Here is a 22193-nt window from a genome sequence, read left to right as displayed (position 1 = left end):
CGGTCGCCACTCTCAGGTCGCCGCACGTGTGTCCGCCGCGGCCACGCGGCCGAGGGTGCGGTCGAAAAGGGTGAGCACCAGGTACAGCACACCGGCACCGAGCATCACCGCGGCGAGCCGGTGCAGCCCGCCGGTGTCGGCATGCTCCCCGAAGGAGGCGGCGGTGGCGGAGGAGGCGACCATCGAGCCGATGTAGGCGAAGGTGCGCAGCAGCCCGGCCGAGGAGGCGGTGCGCCCGGGGTCGGCCTGGAAGTAGACGGAGTTCTGCAGAGCCAGGTTGTTCAGCCCCTGCGGGACACCGAAGAGGAGCGCCACCAGGAGCAGCATCCACAGCGGACTGTCCCCGGAGAGGGTGAGGATCACCAGGCAGGCGGCTGTCTGCCCGGCCGCGCCGAGCAGCAGTTTCCCCCGTACGCCCCGGCGGCGGCCGGACACGACGGAGACGCCGACGGCCAGCAGGAACATCGGGATCTGCGCCAGTCCGGCGTGGAACGGCGTGAGCCCGAAGCCCTCCTCGGACCACTGGGTGAAGCCGTACAGGAACGCGTACGCGACGACGTAGGAGACCAGCGCCCGCCCGTACGTCGCCAGCAGCGGGGCGTTGCCGCCGAGGACCCGCAGGTCGATGAAGGGGGTGGCGGCCCGCAGTTCCCGGACCGCGAAGGCGGCGCCGGCCGCGGCGGAGAGGGCGAGCAGGTACCAGTCGCGCAGGTGCAGGTTCATCAGGAAGAGCAGCAGCGGGACGAGCACCGCGGCGAACAGCCCCATGCCCGGCAGGTCCAGGCGGGCGGCCGTGCTCGCGTGCCGCGCCGGGTCGCGTGCCGGTGCCGGGTCGGCCCGGGGCAGCCGCCGCAGTCCCAGGAGCACGGCCGCGACGGACAGGGGCACGTTCAGCGCGAAGGTGGTGCGCCAGCCGCCCACCGCGATCAGCAGACCGCCCAGCAGCGGGCCGACGACGGCGACGGTCTGGTTGGCGACCGCCAGCGCGGTGAGGACCCCGCCCGGACTGTCCCGCCCGGTGCGCTCGGCCTCGCTGCGCACCAGTGCCATCGCCGCGGGATAGCCGGCGCAGGTGCCGAACCCGAGCAGCACGCGCGCGCCGATCAGCACACCGAGGCCCGGGGCCAGGGTGCCCACGACACCTGCGGCGCCGACGAGGCCGGTACTGAGCAGGAAGACGCGGCGCGGCCCGAAGATGTCGATGAGCCGGCCCACGACCGGCTGCCCGAGCGAGGTGGCCAGATAGAGGGCCGAGACCAGCCAGGCGGTCTGCGAGGCGGGCGCGCCCAGGGCCCTGCCGATGGGGACGAGGGCCACCGCGACGATCGTCGAGTTGATCGGGTTCAGCACCGAACCCAGCAGCATCGGCGGCAGCAGCCTGCGGTCGAAGCCCGGCTTGCCGGTGCCGCGCACCGCGCCCGCCTGCGCGTCAGTCACGGGTCAGACGCTCCAGGACGGCCATGGTGGCGATCACGGACCGGCGCTCCTCCTCCGTGCACCTGTTCTGCAGCCGCTCGGCCAGCCACTCCGTCCGTGCCTGCCGCCCTTCCTCCACCCGGCGCCGGCCCCGCGCGGTCAGCGTGATCAGCAGGCGCCGCCCGTCGTCGAGGTCGGGGCGGCGCTCCACCAGGCCCAGCGAGACGAGCGCGGAGACCGTCGTCGTCATCGACTGGTGCCTGACCCCCTCGGTGGCGGCGAGTTCGCTGGCGGTGACGCCCCCCTTGTCGGACAGGCGGGCCAGCACCGAGGCCTGGCCCAGGGTGATGTCCTCGGCCTCGGAGGCCTTCAGGATGCGGCGGCGCAGCCGGCTGATGACCGCACGGACCTCGCGCGAGGCCTGGACCGCCGACGGCGAGGGGCTCCGGGTCCCACTCATGGGCCTCTGGCCCACGGGCTTCTCACTCATGGGCCCAGGCTAACTTCCACAGGCAGAGCTGTACAGCCTTAGCTGTGCATCTGGGTGTGTGGTGCGGCGCGCGGGACCGGGGTCAGGCCGAGGCCGGCACGTGTTCCCGCGCCCAGGTACGGAAGTCGGTGAGGGGTACGCCCAGCTCACGGGCGAACTCGGGCAGCGCGGGCTGGGGGTGCTCGTTGAGTGCCGACTGGCCGAACCCCATGTCGGGCATCCCGCCGGCGACCGCCTCCTCCTTGGTCATGTCCGGTGCCGTCAGGGTGGTGCCCAGGTGTTCGCCGAGGATCTCGGCGATCTCCCGCATCGTCAGGAGATCGCTCGCCAGTTCCAGTTCGACGCGGTCGAACCGCCCGGGTGCGGCCACGGCGGCAGCGGCGGCCGCACCGATGTCGTCGACGGCGACCAGGGCGAGCCGGGTCGCCGGCTTCAGGAGGGTCACCAGGCCGCCTTCCGTCCCGCGCGGGAACACGATGGCCTCCGAGGGGAGCAGGTTCTCCATGACGTAGCTCGGCTTGAGGAGTGTCCAGTGGGTGAAGCCCGCCTCGCGCACCCGGTCCTGGATCCCGGCCTTCGCCGTGTAGTAGGGCTCCATCCAGCCCCAGTCGCCCTTCACCCAGCTCGTGTGCTGTCCGGCGCCCGACACGGAGGTGTGCACGAACTGGGGCACCCCGGCGGTCCGGGCGGCTTCGATGAGGCGGGTGGCCTGCTCGACCTCCCCCTCGAAGCCGCGCCGGGCGAAGTCGGGCATCTGGACCGAGAAGACGGCGCGGGCTCCCTCGGCGGCCCGGACCAGTGAGTCCCGGTCGTCCAGGTCCCCGGTGACCAGTTCGGCGCCGAGGGCCGCCACCGCCGCGGCCCGGTCGGTCGAGGGGTCGCGGACCAGGGCCCTGACGGGGACGCCCGACTTCAGCAGGGCGCGGGCGGTGGCGCCGCCCTGCCGGCCGGTGGCACCGGTGACCAGGACGGGTGCGGAAGCTGTGGACATGGTGTCCTCCTGAGGGGTGAGGCCGAAAGGCCGGGTGAGTGTGGGATCTGAGGGCCGGGTGAGTGTGGGGCCGGCTGGTGCGGTGTTGCGGACACGGGGCGGTACGGGCTAAACGGCGGGGCCCGCCGTTTCGCTACCGGGTACGATACGGAGGACCCCGCCGTTTAGCAATCGTGAGAGGACGTCATGGCCGACCAGCAGCGCGCGGACGCACGGCGCAACTACGCGCGGATCCTCGCCGTCGCGGAGCAGGAGGTCGCCGCACACGGCGCCGACGCCTCCCTGGAGCGGATCGCCCGCGTCGCCGGTGTCGGCTCGGCGACCGTGCGCCGGCACTTCCCCGGCCGCCGGGCCCTGCTGGAGGCCGTGTTCAGGGAGCGCATCGAGTCCCTGTGCGCCCGCGCCGCCGCGTCGGCGGACGCGGCCGACGCCCGTGCCGCGCTCCTGGACTGGCTGGGCGGGCTGATCGAGTACGCCGCCTCGGGGCGCGGCATGGCCGAGGCACTGGCCCAGGACCGGCTCGTCGAACCGGACCAGGTGAGCGCCTGCGCGGTGAAGCTCGAGGCCGCGGTCGGTCCATTGCTGCGGCGCGCGGCGCAGCAGGGGGCGGTGGCGTCGGACGTGACCCCCGCCGACCTCGTCACGCTGGTCACCGGCATCGCCCTGGCCACGGAGCACCACGGCGACCCCGCCGCCGAGGGCCGCCGACTGCTGGACCTGACCGTCCGGGGCGTCAGCCCCACGGGATGAGCGGGGCGGCGCCCGCCGGGGGAGCCGGGGCGGCCGCTCCGGCTCCCCCGGCCGCCAGGCCCCAGGGGCCTGCTCGCCCGCCGGCCCCAGGGGCCTGATCACCTGCCGGGCCCAGGGACCTGATCACCTGTCAGGAACGGCGGACCGGCCGACCGTCAAGAATGACGGACCTGATTGCTTGTCAACAGCCACCGGCCGACTCCGCTCGGGTGGCGGAGCGGCCCCGACCGGCGCCCGTCCGCGTGGCCTGCCGGGTCCGCGAGGACCCCTTCGAGTACGACGGCTGCAGCGACGCCGCCCGGTCCGGTACCTGTCCGGCCGCGGCGCCCGCGTCCTGCACGGCTTCCTCGACCTCGACGACGCCCAGGCCCCCCAGGAGTGCCCGATGCCGACCCCTTCCCTTCCGCGCCGAAGTCCCGCCCCGCGCGGCGGACCGCGTACCGCCCGCGTGCTGCGGGCCGCGGCGTGCCCGCTCGCCCTCGCGGGCGCGGCCCTCACCGCGGTGCCCTGTCCGGCCGTCGCCGGACCGGCCGTTCCGCCCGCACCCGTGTCCTGGCAGGCGGACCTGTCCCGTACCGGCGCCGACGACGTCAACGTCCGGTACGGCTCGGGTGCTCTGCGCGTGCGGGACGGCTCGGTCAGCCCCGCCTCCCTGGGCCGGGACCGGGGCTACGCCTCCGCTCTGCTGGAGGCGCACCACGTGGACCGGCCCGTCGACCGGGTCACCGCGGCCCTCGACGCGACGGTGCCCGACGCCGCGAACGTCGAGGTCGACGTGCGCGGCCGCACGGCCGGCGGAACCTGGACCGAGTGGCGGCGGGCGGAAAGCGGCACCCCGGCCGAACTGCCGCGCCAGGTCGTCGACGTACAGGCCCGCCTCACCCTGTGGAACGCCAAGGGCGAACCCACGGCCGCCGTTCGGGCGCTGACCCTGACGGCGGACGACATGGGCGGCGCCCCCGCCGCCCCGGCATCGGTCGCCTTCTCGGCCCGCCTCTACGCCACCCGGGAGGGTCTCGTCGGACACACCACCGCCAACGGGCACGTCATCCGCGAGGACGACCACTTCGTGGCCCTTCCCTCCCGGCGGGCCCTGTCGCCGAAGGGCAGCGGTCAGTACTCGGTGCAGGTGTGCGGGCCCGCCCGCTGCGAGACGGCGCCGGTGTGGGACGTGGGGCCGTGGAACACGCACGACGACCACTGGAACCCCCCGGCGCAGCGCGAGCAGTGGAAGGACCTGCCGCAGGGCCTTCCCGAGGCGCAGGCCGCGTACGAGAGCGGATACAACGGCGGGCGCGACGAGTTCGGCCGGCAGGTCGCCAACCCGGCCGGCATCGACCTCGCCGACGGCACCTTCTACAACGTCGGCCTCTACGACAACGGCTGGGTGACCGTCACCTACCTGTGGACCGGCAGCACCGGCGACGCGGCGGCCCCGACGCCCTGACGCCACCGGCGGCCGCCGGAGTCACCCCGACGGCCGGAGGAAGGGCCGTGCCTCCGGCCGAGGGCCCGGCCCTCCACCGGTGGCCCGGTCCTCGGCCACGTCTTCGAGGCACCGGAGCCCTCCGGGCGGGCGGCCGTCGGTCGTCACCGGCCGGCGAGGGTGAAGCGCACCGGTGTCCCCGCCACTGCCTGGGCCGCCGCCGCGAGGGCCGGCTCCGGGACGACGGCGACGACCGGATAGCCGCCGGTCGTCGGGTGGTCGTGCAGGAAGACGACGGGACGCCCGTCCGGCGGGACCTGCACGGCGCCCAGAACCATGCCCTCGCTGGGCAGTTCCCCGTCCGACAGGCGCCGGAGCGGCGGTCCCTCCGTACGCAGGCCTATGCGGTTGCTGTGCGGGGACACGCGGTAGGCGGCCGAGGTGAGCGTGTGCAGGGCGGCCGGGGAGAACCAGTCGGCACGGGGACCCAGGCGCACCGGCAGGACCAGTTCGGCGACCGGTGCGGGCCAGGGGGCGGCGACGGGCAGGGCCACCGGGCGGGGGGCGGCGCCCACCGCGACGACGTCCCCGTCGCGCAGCGGGTCGGGTCCGAGCCCCGACAGCAGGTCCGTCGAGCGGCTGCCCAGAACGGGCTCGACGGCCACGCCGCCCGCGACGGCCACGTACGAGCGGACACCCGCCGTGGCCGTCCCCACGTCCAGGACGGCGCCGGCCGGCACCCGCACCGGAAGGCCCCACGCGGCGGGCCGGCCGCCGACGGTGACCGGGCAGGGGGCTCCGCCGACCACGACGGTGACGTCCCGGTCGGGCCGCAGGGCACAACCGGTCAGGGTGGTCTCCAGGACGGCGGCGTCCGGGTCGTTGCCGAGGAGCCGGTTGGCGAGCCGCACGGCGGGGGCGTCCAGCGCTCCGGAGCGGGGAACCCCCAGGTGGGCGTGGCCGGGACGGCCGGCGTCCTGCACGGTGGTGAGGGCTCCGGAACGGACGGTCGTCAGCTCGGCCGTCATGCGCCGGCCTCCGTGCCGGCGCCGGCCGCCGGGGCGGTGTCCGCCGGTGTGGCGTCCCGGGGGGCCCCGCCCGACGGCGCCGGGTCAGGGTCCTGCGGCCGGGCGTCCGCCGCGACGAACCGCACACGGGTCCCCGGCGTGAGCAGGGCCGCACGCTCCCGGGCCGGATCCCACAGCGGCCGCGGGTCCGGCATGGTGCCGATCAGCTGCCAGCCGCCCGGGGTGGCGCGCGGGTACACCGCGCTGTAGGGACCCGCGAGGGCGACCGCACCGGCCGGCACGCGGGTCCTGGGCGTGGACCGGCGGGGCACGTGCAGCCGAGGGGGCAGCCCCGTGAGGTAACCGAAGCCGGGTGCGAAACCGCAGAACGCGACCCGGTAGGTGTGGGCGCGGTGGCGGGAGCCGACCTCCTCGGGGGCGACGCCCCACAGGGCCGCCACGTCGGCCAGGTCCGGACCGTCGTAACGCACGGGGATCTCCACCACGTCCCCGTCGTCGGCGGGGACCGGCGGCACCTCCCAGCCGACCACCCCGCGGGCCAGCGCCTGCGGATCCGGTACGCCGTCCAGCAGGACGGTCCGTGCCCCCGGCACGACCTCCGCGACCGGCGGCAGCGTCCCGGCGGCACGCCGGCGCAGCACCTCGGCGTGGAAGGCCGCGGTGTGCTCGGCGTCGGACAGCTCGACGAGGAGTGCGTGGCGCCCGGCCGGCCGCGCGGTGAGGGACCGGCCGCTCGTCACGCGAACGCCCCGACGTCCGCCCCGGCCGCCTCCAGCGCCTCGCGGACCCGTGCCGCGATCCTGGCCGCGCCCGGCGTGTCGCCGTGCACGCACAGGGAGCGGGCGGCGACCGCGACGGCCGTACCGTCCACGCCCTGGACGGATCCGTCCAGGGCGAACGCCAGCGCACGGCGCACGACCTCGTCGCCGTCCGCCACCACGGACCCCGGCTCGCGGCGGGGGACCAGGGTGCCCCGGGGGGTGTAGGCACGGTCCGCGAAGGCCTCGGGGACGCCGGTGAGTCCGGCGTCCGCGGCGGCCGTGAGCAGTCGCGAGCCGGGCAGGCCGAGCACGGGCAGCGCGCCGCCCGCCAGCCGGACCCCGGCCACGACGGCGCTCGCCTGCTCGGCGTCGTGGACGGTGCGGTTGTACAGCGCGCCGTGCGGCTTGACGTACGCCACCTCGGCGCCCGCGGCCTCGGCGAACACCCGGAGAGCGCCGATCTGGTACGCCACCTCGGCCGCCAGCTCGTCCGCGGGCACGTCCATGGCACGCCGTCCGAAGCCCGCCAGGTCGCGGTAGGACACCTGCGCTCCGATCCGCACCCCGCGCTCGGCGGCCAGGCCGCAGACGCGGCGCATCACCGACGGGTCGCCCGCGTGGAAGCCGCAGGCGACGTTGGCGCTGGTGACGACGGAGAGCAGGGCGTCGTCGTCGGTGAGGGTCCAGCGGCCGAAGCCTTCACCGAGATCTGCGTTGAGGTCGATCACACCTCGAAACTAGACGATCGTTGAACGATCCGACAAGAGGTCGTTGATTCAGCCACCGTGTCCGCCGTGTCCGCCGTGTCCGCCGGGTCCGTCGGGATCACTGGGTCCACCGGGTCCACTGGGGTCGCCGGGGTCGCCGGGGTGGCCAGGGTTGCTCGGACTGTCCGGCCGCTCGGGGCGCTTCGGCCGATGAGGATTCACCTCTTGTTAGATCGTTGAACGATCGCTAGTGTCCGTGCATCTGCCACGTATCTGGAGCTATGGTCCGGGAGACCGATGAGGCCGCGCTCCGAAGCTTCCGGATCCGTGCCCTGCCCCCTCATGCCTGAAGTAGGCCACCGAATGATCGTTCTCCTCGGTGTGGTCGTGGTGATCCTCGGATTCGTCACGCGCCGCAACCCCGTCCTCGTGGTGGGCGTCGCCGGTATCGTCACCGGACTGCTCGGCAAGATGGACCCGCTGGAGGTCCTCGCGGCCTTCGGCCGGTCCTTCGCCGACAGCCGCTCGGTCACCGTCTACGCCATCGTGCTCCCGGTGATCGGGCTGCTCGAGCGCTACGGCCTGCGCGAGCAGGCCCGCAACCTCATCGGCCGCCTGGGCAAGCTCAGCGCCGGCCGGTTCCTCACCGTCTACCTGCTGGTCCGGCAGGTCACCGCGGCCTTCGGCCTGAACAGCATCGGCGGCCCGGCACAGACCGTCCGCCCGCTGGTGGCACCGATGGCCGAGGCCGCCGCCGAACGCTCCACCGGGGCGAAGCTGCCCGACCGGCTGCGTGAGAAGGTGCGCTCCTACTCCGCCTCGGCCGACACCGTGGGTGTCTTCTTCGGCGAGGACTGCTTCATCGCGATCGGCTCCATCCTGCTGATCACCGGCTTCGTCAACTCGACCTACCACCAGCACATCGAGCCGACCCAGCTCGCCCTCTGGGCGATCCCGCTCGCCGTCTGCGCCTTCCTCATCCACGGTGCCCGGCTGCTGCTCATGGACAGGCAGCTGGAGCGCGAGATGGCACTCGCGACCGCCGAGCACGACCTGCCGCTTCCCGAGGGGGCCGACAAGTGATCAAGGTCGAATGGCTCTACTGGCTGATAGGCCTCGTCTTCGTCGTCATGGCCGTGCAGATGGCCACCGACCGCAGCAACCCCAAGCGGTGGACCTCCGCGGCCTTCTGGGGACTGCTCGGACTCACCTTCCCCTACGGCACCGGCGTCGCCAACGCCACCGCGGGCAACGGCGGCTGGACCCTGCCCGCCGAACCGCTCGGGGCCGCCGTCCTCGCCCTGATCGTGCTGGCCGGCTTCAACTTCCTCGGCAAGGGCGTTCCGGTCACCACCACCGGCGAGCAGCGGGAGGCCGCCGCCGACCGGCTCGGCAGCAAGATCTTCATCCCCGCCCTGACCATCCCGCTCGTCGCCATCCTCTGCGCCGCCGTCCTCGACGAGTCCGGACTCTTCGAGTCGGGCCAGGCCACCCTCCTCGGACTCGGACTCGGCTGCGTCGTCGCGCTCGCCGTCGGCATGCTCGTCACCGGGGAGAAGAAGGTCTCCGTCCCGATCCACTCCGGCCGCTCCATGCTGGAGGCGATGGGTTCCGCCCTGCTGCTGCCCCAGCTCCTGGCCGTACTCGGCTCGATCTTCGCCGCCGCCGGGGTCGGCGACCAGGTCGGCGACATCATGAACAAGATCCTCCCCGACGACTCCAAGTACCTCGCCGTCGTCGCCTACTGCGTGGGCATGTTCCTGTTCACCGTCATCATGGGCAACGCCTTCGCGGCCTTCCCCGTGATGACGGCGGCGATCGGCTGGCCCGTGCTCATCCAGCAGATGCACGGCAACGAGCCCGCGGTGCTCGCGATCGGCATGCTCGCCGGCTTCGCCGGCACCCTGTGCACCCCGATGGCCGCCAACTTCAACATCGTCCCGGCCACCCTGCTCGAACTGAAGGACCAGTACGGGCCGATCAAGGCACAGCTGCCGACGGGCATCGCCCTGCTCGGCTGCTGCACGGTCATCATGGCGCTCTTCGCCTTCTGACCGGCCCGCCGCCCTCCCACCGCCGCCGCCCAACCGGCGCGCTCCGAGTGCCGTCCACCGGCCGTCGGCGCTGGCCCGCACCGGCACGCGCACGACCAGCAAGGCAAGGAAAGTCCATGACCCGAGTCCTCATCACCGGCTTCGCCCCCTTCGACGGCGAGCGCGTGAACCCGTCCTGGCAGGCCGCTTCCCTGGTGGCCGCCGAACCGCCGGCCGGGCTCACCGTCACCGCCGCGGAACTGCCCTGCGTCTTCGGCGAGTCCCTCGACGTGCTGCGCGACGCCGTCCGGGCCGGGGCGCCCGACCTGGTGCTCTGCCTGGGCCAGGCGGGCGGGCGCCCGGGCGTCACCGTCGAACGCGTCGCCGTCAACGTCGACGACGCCCGGATCCCCGACAACGCCGGCCGGCAGCCCGTCGACGAACCGGTGGTCCCGGACGGCCCCGCCGCCTACTTCTCCACCCTCCCCGTCAAGGCCTGCGTCGCCGCGATGCGCGAGGCCGGCGTCCCGGCCGCCGTCTCCAACACGGCCGGCACCTTCGTCTGCAACCACGTCGCGTACGGCCTCGGCCACCTCATCGCCACCGGCTTCCCGCACCTGCGGGGCGGGTTCGTGCACGTGCCCTGGGCGCCGGACCAGGTGCCCGACGGCACCGCGCCCTCCCTGCCGCCCGCCACCGTCGCCCACGGCCTGCGCGCCCTGCTGGTCACCGCCGCCCGCACGCCCGCCGGGCAGGACCTGAAGGTCACCGAAGGAGCCACCCACTGATGCCGCTCGGCGCCCACGCGGTGCCCTTCGCCCGGCTCGCCCTGGCGAACATCACCCGCGCGTACCCCAATTTCCCCGCCCACCTGGTCACCTCGCCCGACGAGCCCCTCGAACCCCGCTCGCTGCACCCGGCCTTCTACGGTGCCTACGACTGGCACTCCTCGGTGCACATGCACTGGCTGCTCGTCCGGCTGCTCCGCCGCCACGGCGGCACACCCGCGCTGCCGGACACCGAAGCGGCCGTCGCCGCGCTCGACTCGCACCTCACCCCGGACAACATCGCCGCCGAGGCCGCGTACCTGCGCGCCCGCCCCTCCTTCGAGCGTCCCTACGGCTGGGCCTGGCTGCTCGCGCTCGCCGCCGAGTGCCGGGCGCACCCGGGCGCGGAGGGCGCCCGTTGGGCCGACGCGCTGAAGGAGGGCGTCGACGCCGTCGACGGGCTGCTGGCCGACTGGCTGCCCAGGGCCACCTATCCCGTACGGCACGGCAACCACCCCAACAGCGCCTTCGCCCTGGGGGTCGCGCTCGACTCGGGCCAACTGTCCGCCGGTACCGAACGGGCCGTACGGGAACGGCTGCTGAGCTGGTTCGCCGAGGACCACGACGCGCCCGTCCACTGGGAACCCTCGGGCCAGGACTTCCTGTCCCCGGCGCTCACCGAGGCGGACGCGATGCGCAGGGTCCTGACGCCCGAGCGGTTCGCGGCGTGGCTCGACCGCTTCCTCCCCGGGCTCGGCGCAGGGGCGCCCTGTCCACTTCTGGAGGTACCGGTGGTCTCCGACCACGCCGACCCGCAGATCGGTCACCTGCTCGGCCTGGCGCTCAGCAGGGCCGCCGCACTGCGCTCCCTCGCGGACGCGCTGCCCGACGGACCGGTCCGTGCCCGGCTGGGCGCCGCGGCCGAGGCACACCTGGCGGCGGGCATGCCGGCCGTGGAGGGCGGCGACTTCACCACCGACCACTGGCTGGCGACCTTCGCGGCACTGGCCCTCGACCCGACACCGCCGCGCCGCTGACGCCGGGGCACCGCCCGGTCCCCGGACACCCGCGGTGCCCGGGCGCGTCGGTCCCACGGATGCCGTAAGCCGTATGCCGCGGCAGGAGGGCGACCAGGTGTCGGTGCCGGCGCCGTGCGGGACCCGCCCGGGCCCGCACCGGTCACCGCGCGTTCACTGCCGCCCGGCGTCGACGAGCCGTCGCAGCGCCCGCGTCAGCGCGTCGACACCCGCCCGTGCCTTCGACCGGGGGCACCCGACGTTGAGCCGTACCCGCCCCGGGGAGCCGTAGGCCGCCCCCGGCATGACGGCCACCTTCTCCACCTCGACCAGTTCGCGCTGCAGCGCCGCGTCGTCGACGCCGAGCGGGCGCAGGTCGATCCAGGCCAGGTAGCCCGCCTGCGGGGGCTCCCAGCCGAGCTCGGGAAACTCCTCGCGCAGCCGGCCCGCGACCATCGCCAGGTTGCCCGCGAGATACGACCGCAGGGCGTCCAGCCAGGGCGCCCCCTCGCGGTACGCGGCGATGTGCCCGACCAGCGACAGCACGGCGGGGGAGGAGAGCCCGTCCGCCTCCTTGAGCCGTCGCAGGTACGCCTCCTGCGAGTCGGGGTCCCCGATGATGCCGTAACTCCCCGTCAGAGCCGGGATGTTGAACGACTTGGAGGCCGAAGTCACCACCGCCCAACGGCCGTCGCCCGCGTGCCGGACCCAGGGGCGGTGGACGTGCGGGGCGTGCGCCAGGTCGGAGTGGATCTCGTCGCTGACGACCGCCACGCCGTAGCGTGCGCACAGCCCGGACATCCGGTCCAGTTCCTGTGCCGACCAGACGCGGCCCGTCGGGTTGTGCGGCGAACACAGCAGCAGCACGGACGTGTCGGGCAGCGCCAGCAGCCGCTCCAGCTCGGCCCAGTCGTCCAGGGGGCACTCGCGCAGCCGCCGGCCGTTCGCCGAGACGGTCTTGGGGAACGCGTCGTACATCGGCGTGTGCGCGACCACCCCGTCACCCGGCCGTGACCACATGCGCAGCAGCTGCGAGACCTGGTAGACGACGGACGGCGCGTAGACGACGGAGGCCGGGTCCACCTCCGTGCCGTGGCGTGTCGCGTACCAGTGGACGACCGCGGAGAGGAAGTCGTCCTGGCGCCAGCGCGAGTAGCCGAGCACGCCGTGGTCCAGGCGGGCGCGCAGCGCGGCCAGGACCTCCGGCGCCGTTTCGAAGTCCATGTCGGAGATCGTGAACGGCAGCAGGTCCGGCACGCCGAAACGGTCCTGGACGTAGTCCCACTGCGTGCACCAGGTGCCGCGCCGGTCCACCGGAGTGTCGAAGTCGTACCGCGGGGGTGGGGGCGGGGGTGTCGACGGCGTCACGGTCAGCCCACCGGGATCATCGTGGCGATGGCGTCCTTCACCGACTGGACCTGCGGGCCGATGATGACCTGCACGTTGTGCCCGTCGAGCTTGATGACGCCCACGGCACCCAGCTTCTTCAGACGTGCCTCGTCGACCTGCGCGGCGTCGGCGACCGTCATGCGCAGGCGGGTGATGCAGTTGTCCAGGGACTGGATGTTGCCGGCGCCGCCGATCGCGTCGAGCATGGCGACGGCGTCGTACTTGCCCGCGACCAGCTCGCGCGCGGGCTCCGGAGCCTTGCCGTCCCGCTCGTCGGCACCCTCCTCGGCGCCCCCCTCCGCGCTCGGCGCGGCGCCCTTCTCCCCGCCCCGAGCGTCGTCCTGGGCGTCGTCGTCCTGCGGCGGGTCCTCGCGGCCGGGCGTCTTCAGGTTGAAGCGGGTGATGGCCCAGCGGAAGAGGAAGTAGTACACGGTGAACCAGACCGCCGCGATCACCGGCACCAGGTACCACTTGGTCGTCGAGCCCTGCAGCACACCGAAGACGAGCCAGTCGATGACATTGCCGTCGGTGTTGCCGATGAAGACGCCGAGCACCGCCGCCGTGAGGAAGCCGAGGCCGACGAGCACCGCGTGGATGGCGTACAGCCACGGGGCGACGAACAGGAACAGGAACTCCAGCGGCTCCGTGATGCCGCCGACCACGCAGGCCACCACGCCGGACACGAGCAGGGCCTTGATCTCCGGGCGCATGCGACGGTTCGCGCAGTGGTACATGGCGAGCGCGGCACCCGGGAGGCCGCCGAGGTAGGCCGCCATCTTGCCCTGGGAGAGGAAGTGCGTCGCGTCGGTGACGGCGGAGTTGGGCGGGGCCGAGCAGTCGAGCTGGGCGTAGAACAGGTTCAGCGCGCCGGAGACCTGATCGCCGCAGACGGCCCCCGAGCCGCCGACGTCCGTGAAGCGGAACATGGCGACGAGAATGTGGTGCAGGCCGATCGGGCGCAGCAGCACCTCGCCCATGCCGAAGAAGAACGGTCCGAAGACGCCCGTGTGCCCGATGCCGCGGCCCACGGCGTTGATCCAGCCGTTGAAGGTCGGCCACAGAAGCGGAATCAGCAGTCCCAGCACGCTCAGGACCAGGGCCGACACGATCGGCACGAAGCGCAGCCCGCCGAAGAAGGCCAGCGCGTCGGGCATCCGCTGGGTGCGGAAACGCCGGTGCAGCAGACTGACCACGATGCCGACGGCCACGGCGCCGAGCAGACCCGTGTCGATGGACGGCACGCCCAGCACGTCGGCGATGCCGTAGTGCTCGATCGCCTTCTCGTCCTCGAAGTCGACACCCTTGGCGGTGAGGTAGAAGTTCACCGCGAGGTTCATGGCGGCGTAGCCGACGAAGCCCGAGAAGGCCGCCACTCCCTTGTCCTCGCGGGCGAGACCGAGCGGGATCGCCATGGCGAAGAGGACGGGCAGGAAGGTGAAGGCCACCAGACCCGTGTTGGCCATCCAGGTGAAGACGAGGTGGAAGCCCTCGCCCTTCAGGAAGGCAACGTTGTCAGTGACGGCGTCGCTGGACAGGGAGGAGCCGATGCCCAGCATGATGCCGCAGAACGCGAGCAGCGCCACCGGGAGCATGAACGTCTTGCCGAGTCCCTGGAGGAACTCCCAGAGTGCGGCCTTGGTCTTCTGCATGTGAAGGGAACTTTCGAGCCTGGGGGACGGACCGTCCGCTCGCAGTGGCGACGCGGGATGTGGGATCCACGGGCGGATCGGGCGGCGGAGGGCAGGACACGGAGCCGGGCCTTCCGCCGCAGGGGGGATCACATCACAGCCGGTCCGCGGCTGTCCATGGACTCATCGGTCGCCGTCCGGGCCCCCGACCCGTACGCCGCGTCCACGGCGTCCCGCAGCGACCGCCAGCGGGCGTGGATCCGGGCGTACCGTGCCGCACGCGCCGGATCGGGGTCCACCCTGCGCAGCCCGCCGACGAGACGGGAGCGCAGCGCGTCCAGGTCGGTGACCTCTCCCGCGCCGAGCAGCGCCAGTGCCGCCGCGCCGAGCAGTGTGACGTCCGGCTGCGGCGAGAGCAGCAGCGGCCGGTCGAGGACGTCGGCGCGCAGCTGCACCACGTGGGCGCTGCGCGAGGAGCCGCCCGCGAACGCCACCGGCAGCGCACCCGTGGGGTCGAGCCGGTCCAGGGCCTCGCGGACGGTGAAGGACGCGGCCTCCTGGGCCGCCCGCAGCAGATGCGCGGCCCCGTGCTCCGGGCGCTGGCCCACCACCCCGCCGCGGGCACCGGGCCGCCAGTCCGGGAAGCGCGCACCCGTCATGCCGGGCAGTACCACGAGCCCGTCCGCACCCGGCGGCACCGCCGCGAGCCGCTCCTCCTCGACCGTGCCGACCAGGGAGCGCCAGTGGGCGACGGCGCCCCCGGTGAGACCGGTCGCCCCGCCCGCGACGAAGCGGCCGGGCAGCACGGAGGGGTTGAGGACCGCGCCGTCCGGCAGGTCGCCCGGCCCCGGAAGGAGCCGGCCGACGACGTCCGTGGTGCCCGCGACGTCGGCGACGACGTCCTCGGCCGTGCCCAGCAGCAGCCCCATGCCGACCGAGCCGTCCGGGCCGCCCGAGACGACCGGCAGCCCGGCGGGCAGGCCGGTGGCCGACGCGGCCTCCCGGGTGAGCGTGCCCACCACCGAGGAGGGCTCGGACTGGGGCGGGAAGAGCGCGGGGTCCACCCCCGTCTCGCGGAGCAGCTCCACGTTCCAGGCGCGGCGGCGGACGTCGGACGCCAGGGTGTAGGCGGCACTGACGGTGTCCGTGGTCAGACGGCCGGTGAGCCGGGCGACGAGGAAGTCCTTCGGCGAGAGCACGGCGTGCAGCCGCTCCCGGTCGGCCGCCTCCGTGTCCAGGAGGGCGGCCAGGGCCCCGCCCGCCGGACTCGGCCGGCCCGCCGCGGCCAGCAGCCGCCCCAGCGCCGCCCCGCCGAGCGCGGCCAGCCGCGGCACGCCGCGCGAGTCGGCCCAGCCGCTGCCCGGGCCGACGGGCCGCAGAGCGGAGTCGACGGCGACGGTGCCGATGTGCGCGGCGACGGCCAGGGCCGCCGGGGCCGGGCCGTCGGACACGCCGGCCAGGGCCGCCCGCACGTCCCGGTCCAGGGCGTCGGCGTCGAAGGTGTCGCCGCCGAGCCCGGAGGCGCGGGCGATGCGTCGCTGGGCGAGGATCCGGCCGTCGGCGTCCAGCGCGGCGGCGCGCACGGCGGACGTGCCCACGTCCACCGCGATGACATGTGCGTTCATTCGGCGTCGATCCGCATCAGGAAGGGGAACTCGGGCAACGTCCAGCTGGTGGTGTACTCCACGACCTCGCCCCGGGCCCCGAAGGTGGTGCGCCGGACCTCGAGGACGGCGCCCCCGGCCCGCACTCCGAGCAGGCCGGCCTGCCCGGCGTCGAGCAGGGCCGCCGCCATGGACTGGTCGGCGTGGCGCAGTTCGACGCCGAAACGCTCGGTCAGCGTCCGGTAGAGGGAGTCGTCGAGCAGCGGTTCACGGCACAGCGAGGGCGCCACGGAGTACGGGACCCAGGCGTCCTGGAGGGCGGCGGGCACCCCGCCGATCAGCCGCACACGGGTGAGCCGGTTGGCCGTGTCGCCCTCCGCGGTGCCGAAGACCGCGGCGACCTCGGCGGTGGCCGGCGCGGTCTCGCAGCGCACCGTCCGCGAGGTCGCCCGCCCGCCGGTGTCCGCGATCTCGTCGGCGAAGGAGCGCAGCCGGTTGAGCCGCCGGCCGCGCTCGGTGTGATCGCTGACGAAGGTGCCGCTGCCCTGACGGCGTACGACGAAGTGCTCCGACTCCAGCAGGTCCAGGGCCTGGCGCACCGTCATGCGGCTGACGCCGTACTGCCGGGCGAGTTCCGTCTCGCCGGGCAGCCGGGCCGCCTGGCCGAGGACGCCGGAGCGGATCTGGGAGACGAGATCGTCGTAGATCACCTGGTACCGGGGTGCGCGCGACATGCCTCAGATCGCTCCCGACTCGCGCAGACGGGCCGTCTCCTGCGCGGACAGTCCCAGGATGCCCTGGTAGACGTGGGCGTTGTCCTCGCCGACCCGAGGCGGTGCCTTGCGGACCATGGGCGGAGTCTTCTCCATCTTGATGGGATTGCCGGGCATCCGGATGGTACCGAGTTCGGGGTGCTCCGACTCCACGATCATGTCGCGTGCGGCGATCTGCGGGGAGGCCGCCACCTCCGCGACCGAGGCGACCTTGGCGTAGGGGACGCCCGCCTCGTCGAGGACCCTGGCGATCTCGGCGGTGGACCGGCCGGCCGCCCAGGCGCCGATCTCGCCCTCCAGGAACTCCTGGTGCGCCATCCGCCCTTCGACGTCGGCGAAGCGCGCATCGCCCGCCAGGTCCGGCCGCTCCATCACGGCGCACAGCTTCGGGAACAGTGACGCCGTGCCCGCCTGGATGTAGATGGGCCCGTCCTGCGCCTCGTAGACGTTGACCGGTGCCGTCAGCAGGTCGCGCGAGCCGCTGCGCGGCATGTCCTGACCGAGCATCAGGTGCGAGATGAGGCGCACCCCCAGCGCGGAGAACATCGTGTCGAAGGACGCGACGTCCACCAGCTGGCCCTCGCCGGTGCGTTCGCGGTGCAGGATCGCCATCAGCGCCCCGATCGCCGCCTGGTAGCCGGTGGTGTAGTCCGCGATGTAGGTGCCGCTGAGCGTGGGCTTGCCGTCGGGTTCGCCGGTCATGCTCATCAGGCCGGACGACGCCTGGGAGATCGCGTCGAACAGGGCGCGGCGCGAGTCGGGGCCGGTCTGGCCGAAACCCGAGACGGAGACCAGGACGACGTCCGGGTTCAGCTCCTTCATCCGCTCGTAGCCGATGCCCATCTTCTCCAGGGTGCCGGGGCGGTAGTTCTCGACCACCACGTCCGCCCACTCGACGAGCCGTTCCAGGATGCCGAGCGCCTCGGGGTGCCGCGTGTCCAGGGAGGCGTCGTACTTGTTCCGGTGGTAGAGGAACATGTAGATGCTCTCGTCCCGGTGGTACGGGCCGTGGTGCCGGGAGTCCTCGCCGTTCGGGCGCTCGACCTTGACCACCTCGGCGCCGAAGTCGGCCAGGATCTGCGCGCAGAGCGGTCCCGCGATGAACCGCGAGAGGTCGAGCACCTTCACCCCGTCCAGCGGTGCGGGGGCGGTGGCGTCGGGTGGCGTCGTCCTTGTCACCTGCTTGCTCCTTCGTCTCGGTGCGGGCCCGCGCGTCGCGGTGCGTGACGCGGCGCGGGGCCCGCGCATCGGCTGCTGCGGCCTACTTCTTCGGTGCCACGAACGACGGGAACGTCCACGCGTTGACCTCGCGGTCGATCGGCACGTCCAGCACCACGGGAGAACCCGCCGCGAAGGCGCCGGCCACCCGCTCCTGCAGGGTGGCCAGGTCGGTGACGACCTCACCGGCCACGCCCAGCGCACGGGCCGCCATGCCGAAGTCGACCGTCTTGAAGTCCACGCCGGTCGTGCGGCCGTCGAAGTGCAGCTCCTGCTCCTGGCGGATGTTGCCGTAGCTGGAGTCGTTGAGGACGACGACGCAGACGTTGCCGCCGACCCGGGCCAGCGTCTCGATCTCGCCGAGGCTCATCCCGAGCGAGCCGTCGCCGATCAGCGCCAGCACCGGGCGGCGCGGGTCGATCAGCGAGGCCGCGATCGCCGAGGGCAGCGCGAATCCCATGTTCCCGAACCCGACGGGCTTGATGTAGGTGCCCGGCTGCTGGATCTCCCACAGGAAGGACCACACGCCCGGGTTACCGGCGTCCGGGATGAGCAGGGTGTCCTCGGGGGCCACGTCGCGCAGCGTGCGGACGATGTCGGCGGGGGAGAGCGGCCCCTCGGCTGCGGTGTCGGCCACCGCGGAGCCCTGCCACCACTCGGCGCGCGCCTTGCCCAGGTCGGCGATCCAGTCGGCACGGCCGGCCTTCGCGTCCTCGGCCTTCCCGGCGGTCGCGGTGACCAGGTCCCGTGCGAAGGACCCGAGGTCGCTCACCACACCCTGGGTGATCTCGGAGTAGTAGCGTCCGATCATCGTCGGGTCCACGTCGACCTGCACGATCTCCGGCAGGGCGCGCCGCCAGCGGGTGGTGGAGACGGCGTTGAGGCTGTTGCCGAGCGCGAGGACCAGGTCGGCGTCGTCGACGACCCGGCCGGAGAGGGTGGTGCCCATGCGGCTGACCGCGCCGAAGACCAGCGGGTGCGTGGTGGGGACCGCACCGATGCCGTTGAAGGTCGTGACGACCGGGATGTCCAGCGCCTCGGCCAGCGCCAGCACGTCCGCACTGGCCCGGGCCCGGTTGCCGCCGTTGCCGAGCCAGATCACCGGCCGCTCGGCCGCCAGGAGCCGCTCGGCGACCCGGGCCAGGGCGACGGGGTTGGCGGACGGGCGCTCGGTCACCCAGCTGCGGCTCGGGTGCACCTCGGGCACCACCGGCGGGTTCTCCACCTGCCCCTCTATGGTGTCGCGGGCGAAGTCCAGGTGCACGGGCCCGGGGTTGCCGGTCAGCGCGTTGACGTAGGCCTCCTCCATCGCCTGCTTGATGGACGAGCCGTGCGCCACCAGACGGGAGTACTTCACCAGCGGCTTGACCAGTTCCACGTGGTCGGCGTTCTGCGCGTCGTCCTTGTGGATGTTCTCACCGTTGTTGTTGCAGGTGATGACGAAGCCGGGGCTGGAGTCGCGGTAGGCGCCGCCGACTCCGGTGAGCAGGTTGGTCGCGCCGGGGCCGGTCGTGGAGATGCACGCGGCGGGCCTGCCGGTGAGCCGGCCGTAGGCGTCCATCATCACGGCCGCGGCGTTCTCGTGCCGGGTGTGGACCAGTTGGATGCCGGGGGTGTCGATGATGGCGTCGGTGATGGCGAGGGTCTGGCCGCCGACCACACCGAAGACGTACTCGACGCCCAGCGAGGTCAGCATGTCGACGACGACCTGGCCGCCGGTCCTGGAAGTGCTCATCTGCGAAGTTCCGCTTTCTGTGTGCGTGCGGCCGGTCAGGCCGCGGGGACGGTCACGGCGGCCCAGCCGGCCGTGATCAGACGGTCGTCGGAGCCGCGCCGCGCCCAGACCTCCAGATCGACGCGGAGGCCGTCGTCGACGGGGGTGACCTCGGTGACGACGCCGGTCAGGGTGAAGGGCTCGAACACCTCCAGCGGGGCCAGGAACTTGACCCGCAGCCACCCCGAGGTGAGGAAGGAGGGCCCGGAGCGCAGGGTGAGGAGCTGGGCCAGCAGTCCGAACTGCTGCTGACCCTGCACGATCGGCACCCTGAGGCCGCCCGCGCGTGCCACGTCGATGTCGTTGTGGATGTTGCGCACGTACTCGCCGATCCGGCTGAAGACGGCCGCCTGCTCGGCGGTCACCGTCTTGTGCAGCGGGGCGAGCACGTCACCGGCGCGCACGTCCGGACCCAGGGCCTCGACGACCCGTGCGTCCGGCGGCACTTCGCCGGTGACGCGCCGTTCGGGAGCGGCCGAGCCGCGTCCGCCGATGGCGCCGGGCACGGTCTTGAGGATCTCCACGCCGCGGTGGCGCACGACGCTGCGGCCGTCCTCACCCGTGGCCGTGGCGTCCATGACGACGTAGCCCTCGCCGCGGCGCCGGTAGGCCTCGGTGTAGGTGCCGTGCAGCGTGACGACCTCGTCCAGGTGGGCCGGGCTGTCGAACCACATCTGCTCCTCGGTGTGGTAGCCGACGACCCGGCTGCCCGCGTAGACGAGGGTGAACAGCTGCACGAGGTCGTTGCCCAGCAGCCCCGCGTGACCGACGCGCCGGCCGTCGAAGGGGCCCCGGTCCAGGTGCCACGGGTGGTGGTCGTCGTGCGTGAAGGCGTACCGCTTGATCTTGTGGTCGTCGACCACGACGTCGACGGTGCCGAGTTCCTCCGGGATCTCCAGGTTCTCGAACTCGGGCTCCTTCAGGCCCGCTTCGAGGTCGTCGACGTCACGGGCCCGGCGGGGGTCGGTGAGGTCGCGCCAGGGGCGGTCGGACGGCTCCGTCATCCTGCCTCCTTCGTCTCTTCGCCGACACGGGTCATGTCGGTCCTGTTGGTCTCGGGTGCCAGCAGCGCGCACACCAGTCCGATGAGCAGACACGCGATGGTGATCAGGGCGATCGGCCAGGGATCGCCGTCGGTGGCGGCCAGCAGGGCGGTCGAGGCGAGCGGCCACAGGCCGATGAGGATGCTCGGGATCTGCGCCGACAGCGACAGGCCCGTGTAGCGCACCTTCGTGCTGAACAGCTCGGCGAAGAAAGCCGGTTCGACGCCGTAGACGGCGCCGACGCCTATCGCGTAGGCCACGGTGTAGATCACGTAGGTGAGCACCAGGGCGTCGGCGTCGAGGATCCAGAAGAACGGGAAGGTGACGATGATGCCGACGACCGAGCCGATGACGAACACCGCGCGCCGGCCGATGCGGTCCGACAGCTGCCCGAACCAGTAGTACGTGAAGATGGCGGCCGCGGCGGCGACGCTGCTCGCGACGAGGACGTGCGTGCGCGGGATGTCGGTGTAGTTCTCGGCGAAGGTCAGGCCGATGGTCAGGATGATGTAGCCGAAGACCGCCTCGCCGAGGCGCATGCCCATGGCCAGCAGCAGAGGCCGCTTGAACCGCCGGAACAGCTCGGCGACCGGCATCTTCTCCTCGGCCTTCTCCTGCGCGGACTTCTCCTCCAGTTCGTCCTGGGCGGCCTGGAAGGTGGGTGTCTCGGTGAGCCGGAACCGGATGAACAGACCGACCGCGATGAGTACGGCGCTCAGCAGGAACGGCAGTCGCCAGCCCCAGCTGAACAACTGGTCGTCGGGCAGCATCGAGACCAGGGCGAAGACGGCCGTGGACAGGACGAGCCCCACGGCGTTGCCGATCTGCGGGAAGCTGCCGTACGCCCCCCGTTTGTCCGCCGGGGCGTACTCGACGGCCACCAGCGAGGCTCCGCCCCACTCGCCGCCGACGCCGAAGCCCTGGACGAGTCTGAGCAGTACGAGCAGGGCGGGGGCCCAGAGGCCGATGTGGTCGGTGGTGGGCAGCAGCCCGATCAGGAAGGTCGAACCGCCCATCAGCATGAGGGTGGTGACCAGGGCGGCCTTGCGGCCGAACTTGTCGCCGAAGTGGCCGAAGACGACGCCGCCGACCGGGCGGGCGAAGAAGCCGACACCGAAGACGGCGAAGGCCGACAGGGTGCCGATGATCGGGTCGTCCTCGTTGGGGAAGAAGAGGTCGCCGAAGACCAGGGCCGAGGCGGTGCCGAAGATGAAGTAGTCGTACCACTCGACGGCCGTGCCGACGAGACTGGCGACGGCGGCCCGTTTGGCGAGCGCGGTGCGCTCCTGCTCGCCGGCGGGCGGAGCAGTGGCTGGTGGCGCCATGGATGACTCCGTTGTCGATCGCAATTGCCGGAAAGGGCGGGGGAGGGGGAGAGG

Annotated in this window: 20 protein-coding genes; 6 read left to right on the top strand and 14 right to left on the bottom strand. The window is 73.2% G+C overall.

From position 1 onward, the window contains the following. Window positions 1–12: 12 nt before the first annotated feature. The 3 genes from HZS56_RS10120 to HZS56_RS10110 form a co-directional block, all read right to left on the bottom strand. The gene (locus HZS56_RS10120; protein WP_216720389.1) at window positions 13–1437 is read right to left on the bottom strand and encodes an MFS transporter; all 1425 of its coding nucleotides are present in this window, start codon (window positions 1435–1437) and stop codon (window positions 13–15) included. After that, window positions 1430–1876, bottom strand: coding sequence for a MarR family winged helix-turn-helix transcriptional regulator (locus HZS56_RS10115; RefSeq protein ID WP_216720440.1), 447 nt, complete (start codon window positions 1874–1876; stop codon window positions 1430–1432). Before HZS56_RS10115 ends, HZS56_RS10120 begins: the two co-directional genes overlap by 8 nt. A gap of 112 nt (window positions 1877–1988) precedes the next feature. Further along, window positions 1989–2897, bottom strand: coding sequence for an NmrA family NAD(P)-binding protein (locus tag HZS56_RS10110; protein WP_216720388.1), 909 nt, complete (start codon window positions 2895–2897; stop codon window positions 1989–1991). A 186-nt stretch (window positions 2898–3083) separates the two neighbouring features. On the opposite strand from HZS56_RS10110, the gene HZS56_RS10105 reads away from it, so the two are divergent. Continuing rightward, entirely contained in the window at window positions 3084–3647 is a 564-nt protein-coding gene (locus HZS56_RS10105) for a TetR/AcrR family transcriptional regulator (RefSeq protein WP_216720387.1), read from the top strand. 385 nt (window positions 3648–4032) lie between these two features. After that, on the top strand, window positions 4033–5094 hold the full coding sequence (locus tag HZS56_RS10100) for a DUF8814 domain-containing protein (protein WP_253914027.1): 1062 nt from the start codon (window positions 4033–4035) through the stop codon (window positions 5092–5094). Window positions 5095–5237: 143 nt separating this feature from the next. Here HZS56_RS10100 and HZS56_RS10095 read toward each other — a convergent pair whose 3' ends face one another. From HZS56_RS10095 to HZS56_RS10085, 3 genes are read right to left on the bottom strand one after another with little or no spacing between them, the layout of a single operon-like run. Then, window positions 5238–6101 carry a 5-oxoprolinase subunit C family protein gene (locus HZS56_RS10095; protein WP_216720386.1) on the bottom strand — a complete coding sequence of 288 codons (864 nt, stop codon included), beginning with the start codon at window positions 6099–6101 and terminating at the stop codon, window positions 5238–5240. After that, the gene (locus HZS56_RS10090; RefSeq protein ID WP_308408043.1) at window positions 6098–6841 is read right to left on the bottom strand and encodes a 5-oxoprolinase subunit B family protein; all 744 of its coding nucleotides are present in this window, start codon (window positions 6839–6841) and stop codon (window positions 6098–6100) included. The genes HZS56_RS10095 and HZS56_RS10090 overlap by 4 nt, the downstream gene beginning before the upstream one ends. Further along, the gene (locus HZS56_RS10085) at window positions 6838–7590 is read right to left on the bottom strand and encodes a LamB/YcsF family protein (RefSeq protein ID WP_216720385.1); all 753 of its coding nucleotides are present in this window, start codon (window positions 7588–7590) and stop codon (window positions 6838–6840) included. Before HZS56_RS10085 ends, HZS56_RS10090 begins: the two co-directional genes overlap by 4 nt. Before the next feature lie 342 nt (window positions 7591–7932). Here HZS56_RS10085 and HZS56_RS10080 point away from each other — a divergent pair, with 342 nt between their 5' ends. From HZS56_RS10080 to HZS56_RS10065, 4 genes are all read left to right on the top strand, one after another. After that, complete coding sequence (locus HZS56_RS10080) at window positions 7933–8652, top strand: DUF969 domain-containing protein (protein ID WP_216720384.1); 720 nt, start codon at window positions 7933–7935, stop codon at window positions 8650–8652. After that, window positions 8649–9623 (top strand): DUF979 domain-containing protein, encoded by a 975-nt coding sequence (locus HZS56_RS10075; RefSeq protein ID WP_216720383.1) that lies wholly within the window; start codon window positions 8649–8651, stop codon window positions 9621–9623. Before HZS56_RS10080 ends, HZS56_RS10075 begins: the two co-directional genes overlap by 4 nt. A gap of 116 nt (window positions 9624–9739) precedes the next feature. After that, window positions 9740–10390, top strand: coding sequence for a pyroglutamyl-peptidase I (pcp, locus tag HZS56_RS10070; RefSeq protein ID WP_216720382.1), 651 nt, complete (start codon window positions 9740–9742; stop codon window positions 10388–10390). Then, window positions 10390–11406, top strand: a complete 1017-nt coding sequence (locus HZS56_RS10065) for a DUF2891 domain-containing protein (protein WP_216720381.1) — start codon at window positions 10390–10392, stop codon at window positions 11404–11406. Before pcp ends, HZS56_RS10065 begins: the two co-directional genes overlap by 1 nt. 153 nt (window positions 11407–11559) lie before the next feature. On the opposite strand, the gene HZS56_RS10060 is transcribed toward HZS56_RS10065, so the two are convergent. From HZS56_RS10060 to HZS56_RS10025, 8 genes are all read right to left on the bottom strand, one after another. Beyond that, window positions 11560–12753 (bottom strand): MalY/PatB family protein, encoded by a 1194-nt coding sequence (locus HZS56_RS10060; protein ID WP_216720380.1) that lies wholly within the window; start codon window positions 12751–12753, stop codon window positions 11560–11562. 2 nt (window positions 12754–12755) lie between these two features. Beyond that, window positions 12756–14423 (bottom strand): maltose/glucose-specific PTS transporter subunit IIBC, encoded by a 1668-nt coding sequence (gene malX / locus HZS56_RS10055; RefSeq protein ID WP_216720379.1) that lies wholly within the window; start codon window positions 14421–14423, stop codon window positions 12756–12758. A gap of 128 nt (window positions 14424–14551) precedes the next feature. Beyond that, window positions 14552–16027: a xylulokinase gene (locus tag HZS56_RS10050; protein ID WP_216720378.1), complete on the bottom strand. Its 1476-nt coding sequence runs from the start codon at window positions 16025–16027 to the stop codon at window positions 14552–14554. After that, window positions 16024–16740, bottom strand: a complete 717-nt coding sequence (locus tag HZS56_RS10045) for a GntR family transcriptional regulator (protein ID WP_253914026.1) — start codon at window positions 16738–16740, stop codon at window positions 16024–16026. Before HZS56_RS10045 ends, HZS56_RS10050 begins: the two co-directional genes overlap by 4 nt. A gap of 3 nt (window positions 16741–16743) precedes the next feature. Next, a complete protein-coding gene (locus HZS56_RS10040; RefSeq protein WP_308408042.1) occupies window positions 16744–17958 on the bottom strand; it encodes a CaiB/BaiF CoA transferase family protein in 1215 nt (404 codons plus the stop codon). Between the two features lie 82 nt (window positions 17959–18040). Further along, a complete protein-coding gene (locus tag HZS56_RS10035) occupies window positions 18041–19732 on the bottom strand; it encodes a thiamine pyrophosphate-binding protein (protein ID WP_216720376.1) in 1692 nt (563 codons plus the stop codon). A gap of 35 nt (window positions 19733–19767) precedes the next feature. After that, entirely contained in the window at window positions 19768–20775 is a 1008-nt protein-coding gene (locus tag HZS56_RS10030; RefSeq protein ID WP_216720375.1) for a hotdog family protein, read from the bottom strand. Beyond that, the gene (locus HZS56_RS10025) at window positions 20772–22139 is read right to left on the bottom strand and encodes an MFS transporter (RefSeq protein WP_216720374.1); all 1368 of its coding nucleotides are present in this window, start codon (window positions 22137–22139) and stop codon (window positions 20772–20774) included. Before HZS56_RS10025 ends, HZS56_RS10030 begins: the two co-directional genes overlap by 4 nt. Window positions 22140–22193 lie beyond the last annotated feature (54 nt).

This window comes from Streptomyces mayonensis (genome assembly GCF_018982965.1).
Classification (GTDB): domain Bacteria; phylum Actinomycetota; class Actinomycetes; order Streptomycetales; family Streptomycetaceae; genus Streptomyces; species Streptomyces mayonensis.
The sequence above is the reverse complement of the archived record's forward strand: the minus strand, read 5'-3'. Positions and strand labels throughout refer to the sequence as shown.

Excerpts from the sequence above, each read along its gene's own strand:
- HZS56_RS10110 (WP_216720388.1), bottom strand. The coding sequence starts at position 2,897 with ATGTCCACAGCTTCCGCACCCGTCCTGGTCACCGGTGCCACCGGCCGG.
- malX (WP_216720379.1), bottom strand. The coding sequence starts at position 14,423 with ATGCAGAAGACCAAGGCCGCACTCTGGGAGTTCCTCCAGGGACTCGGC.
- pcp (WP_216720382.1), top strand. The coding sequence starts at position 9,740 with ATGACCCGAGTCCTCATCACCGGCTTCGCCCCCTTCGACGGCGAGCGC.
- HZS56_RS10065 (WP_216720381.1), top strand. The coding sequence starts at position 10,390 with ATGCCGCTCGGCGCCCACGCGGTGCCCTTCGCCCGGCTCGCCCTGGCG.
- HZS56_RS10080 (WP_216720384.1), top strand. The coding sequence starts at position 7,933 with ATGATCGTTCTCCTCGGTGTGGTCGTGGTGATCCTCGGATTCGTCACG.
- HZS56_RS10045 (WP_253914026.1), bottom strand. The coding sequence starts at position 16,740 with ATGTCGCGCGCACCCCGGTACCAGGTGATCTACGACGATCTCGTCTCC.
- HZS56_RS10030 (WP_216720375.1), bottom strand. The coding sequence starts at position 20,775 with ATGACGGAGCCGTCCGACCGCCCCTGGCGCGACCTCACCGACCCCCGC.
- HZS56_RS10050 (WP_216720378.1), bottom strand. The coding sequence starts at position 16,027 with ATGAACGCACATGTCATCGCGGTGGACGTGGGCACGTCCGCCGTGCGC.
- HZS56_RS10095 (WP_216720386.1), bottom strand. The coding sequence starts at position 6,101 with ATGACGGCCGAGCTGACGACCGTCCGTTCCGGAGCCCTCACCACCGTG.
- HZS56_RS10115 (WP_216720440.1), bottom strand. The coding sequence starts at position 1,876 with ATGAGTGGGACCCGGAGCCCCTCGCCGTCGGCGGTCCAGGCCTCGCGC.
- HZS56_RS10100 (WP_253914027.1), top strand. The coding sequence starts at position 4,033 with ATGCCGACCCCTTCCCTTCCGCGCCGAAGTCCCGCCCCGCGCGGCGGA.
- HZS56_RS10035 (WP_216720376.1), bottom strand. The coding sequence starts at position 19,732 with ATGAGCACTTCCAGGACCGGCGGCCAGGTCGTCGTCGACATGCTGACC.
- HZS56_RS10025 (WP_216720374.1), bottom strand. The coding sequence starts at position 22,139 with ATGGCGCCACCAGCCACTGCTCCGCCCGCCGGCGAGCAGGAGCGCACC.
- HZS56_RS10105 (WP_216720387.1), top strand. The coding sequence starts at position 3,084 with ATGGCCGACCAGCAGCGCGCGGACGCACGGCGCAACTACGCGCGGATC.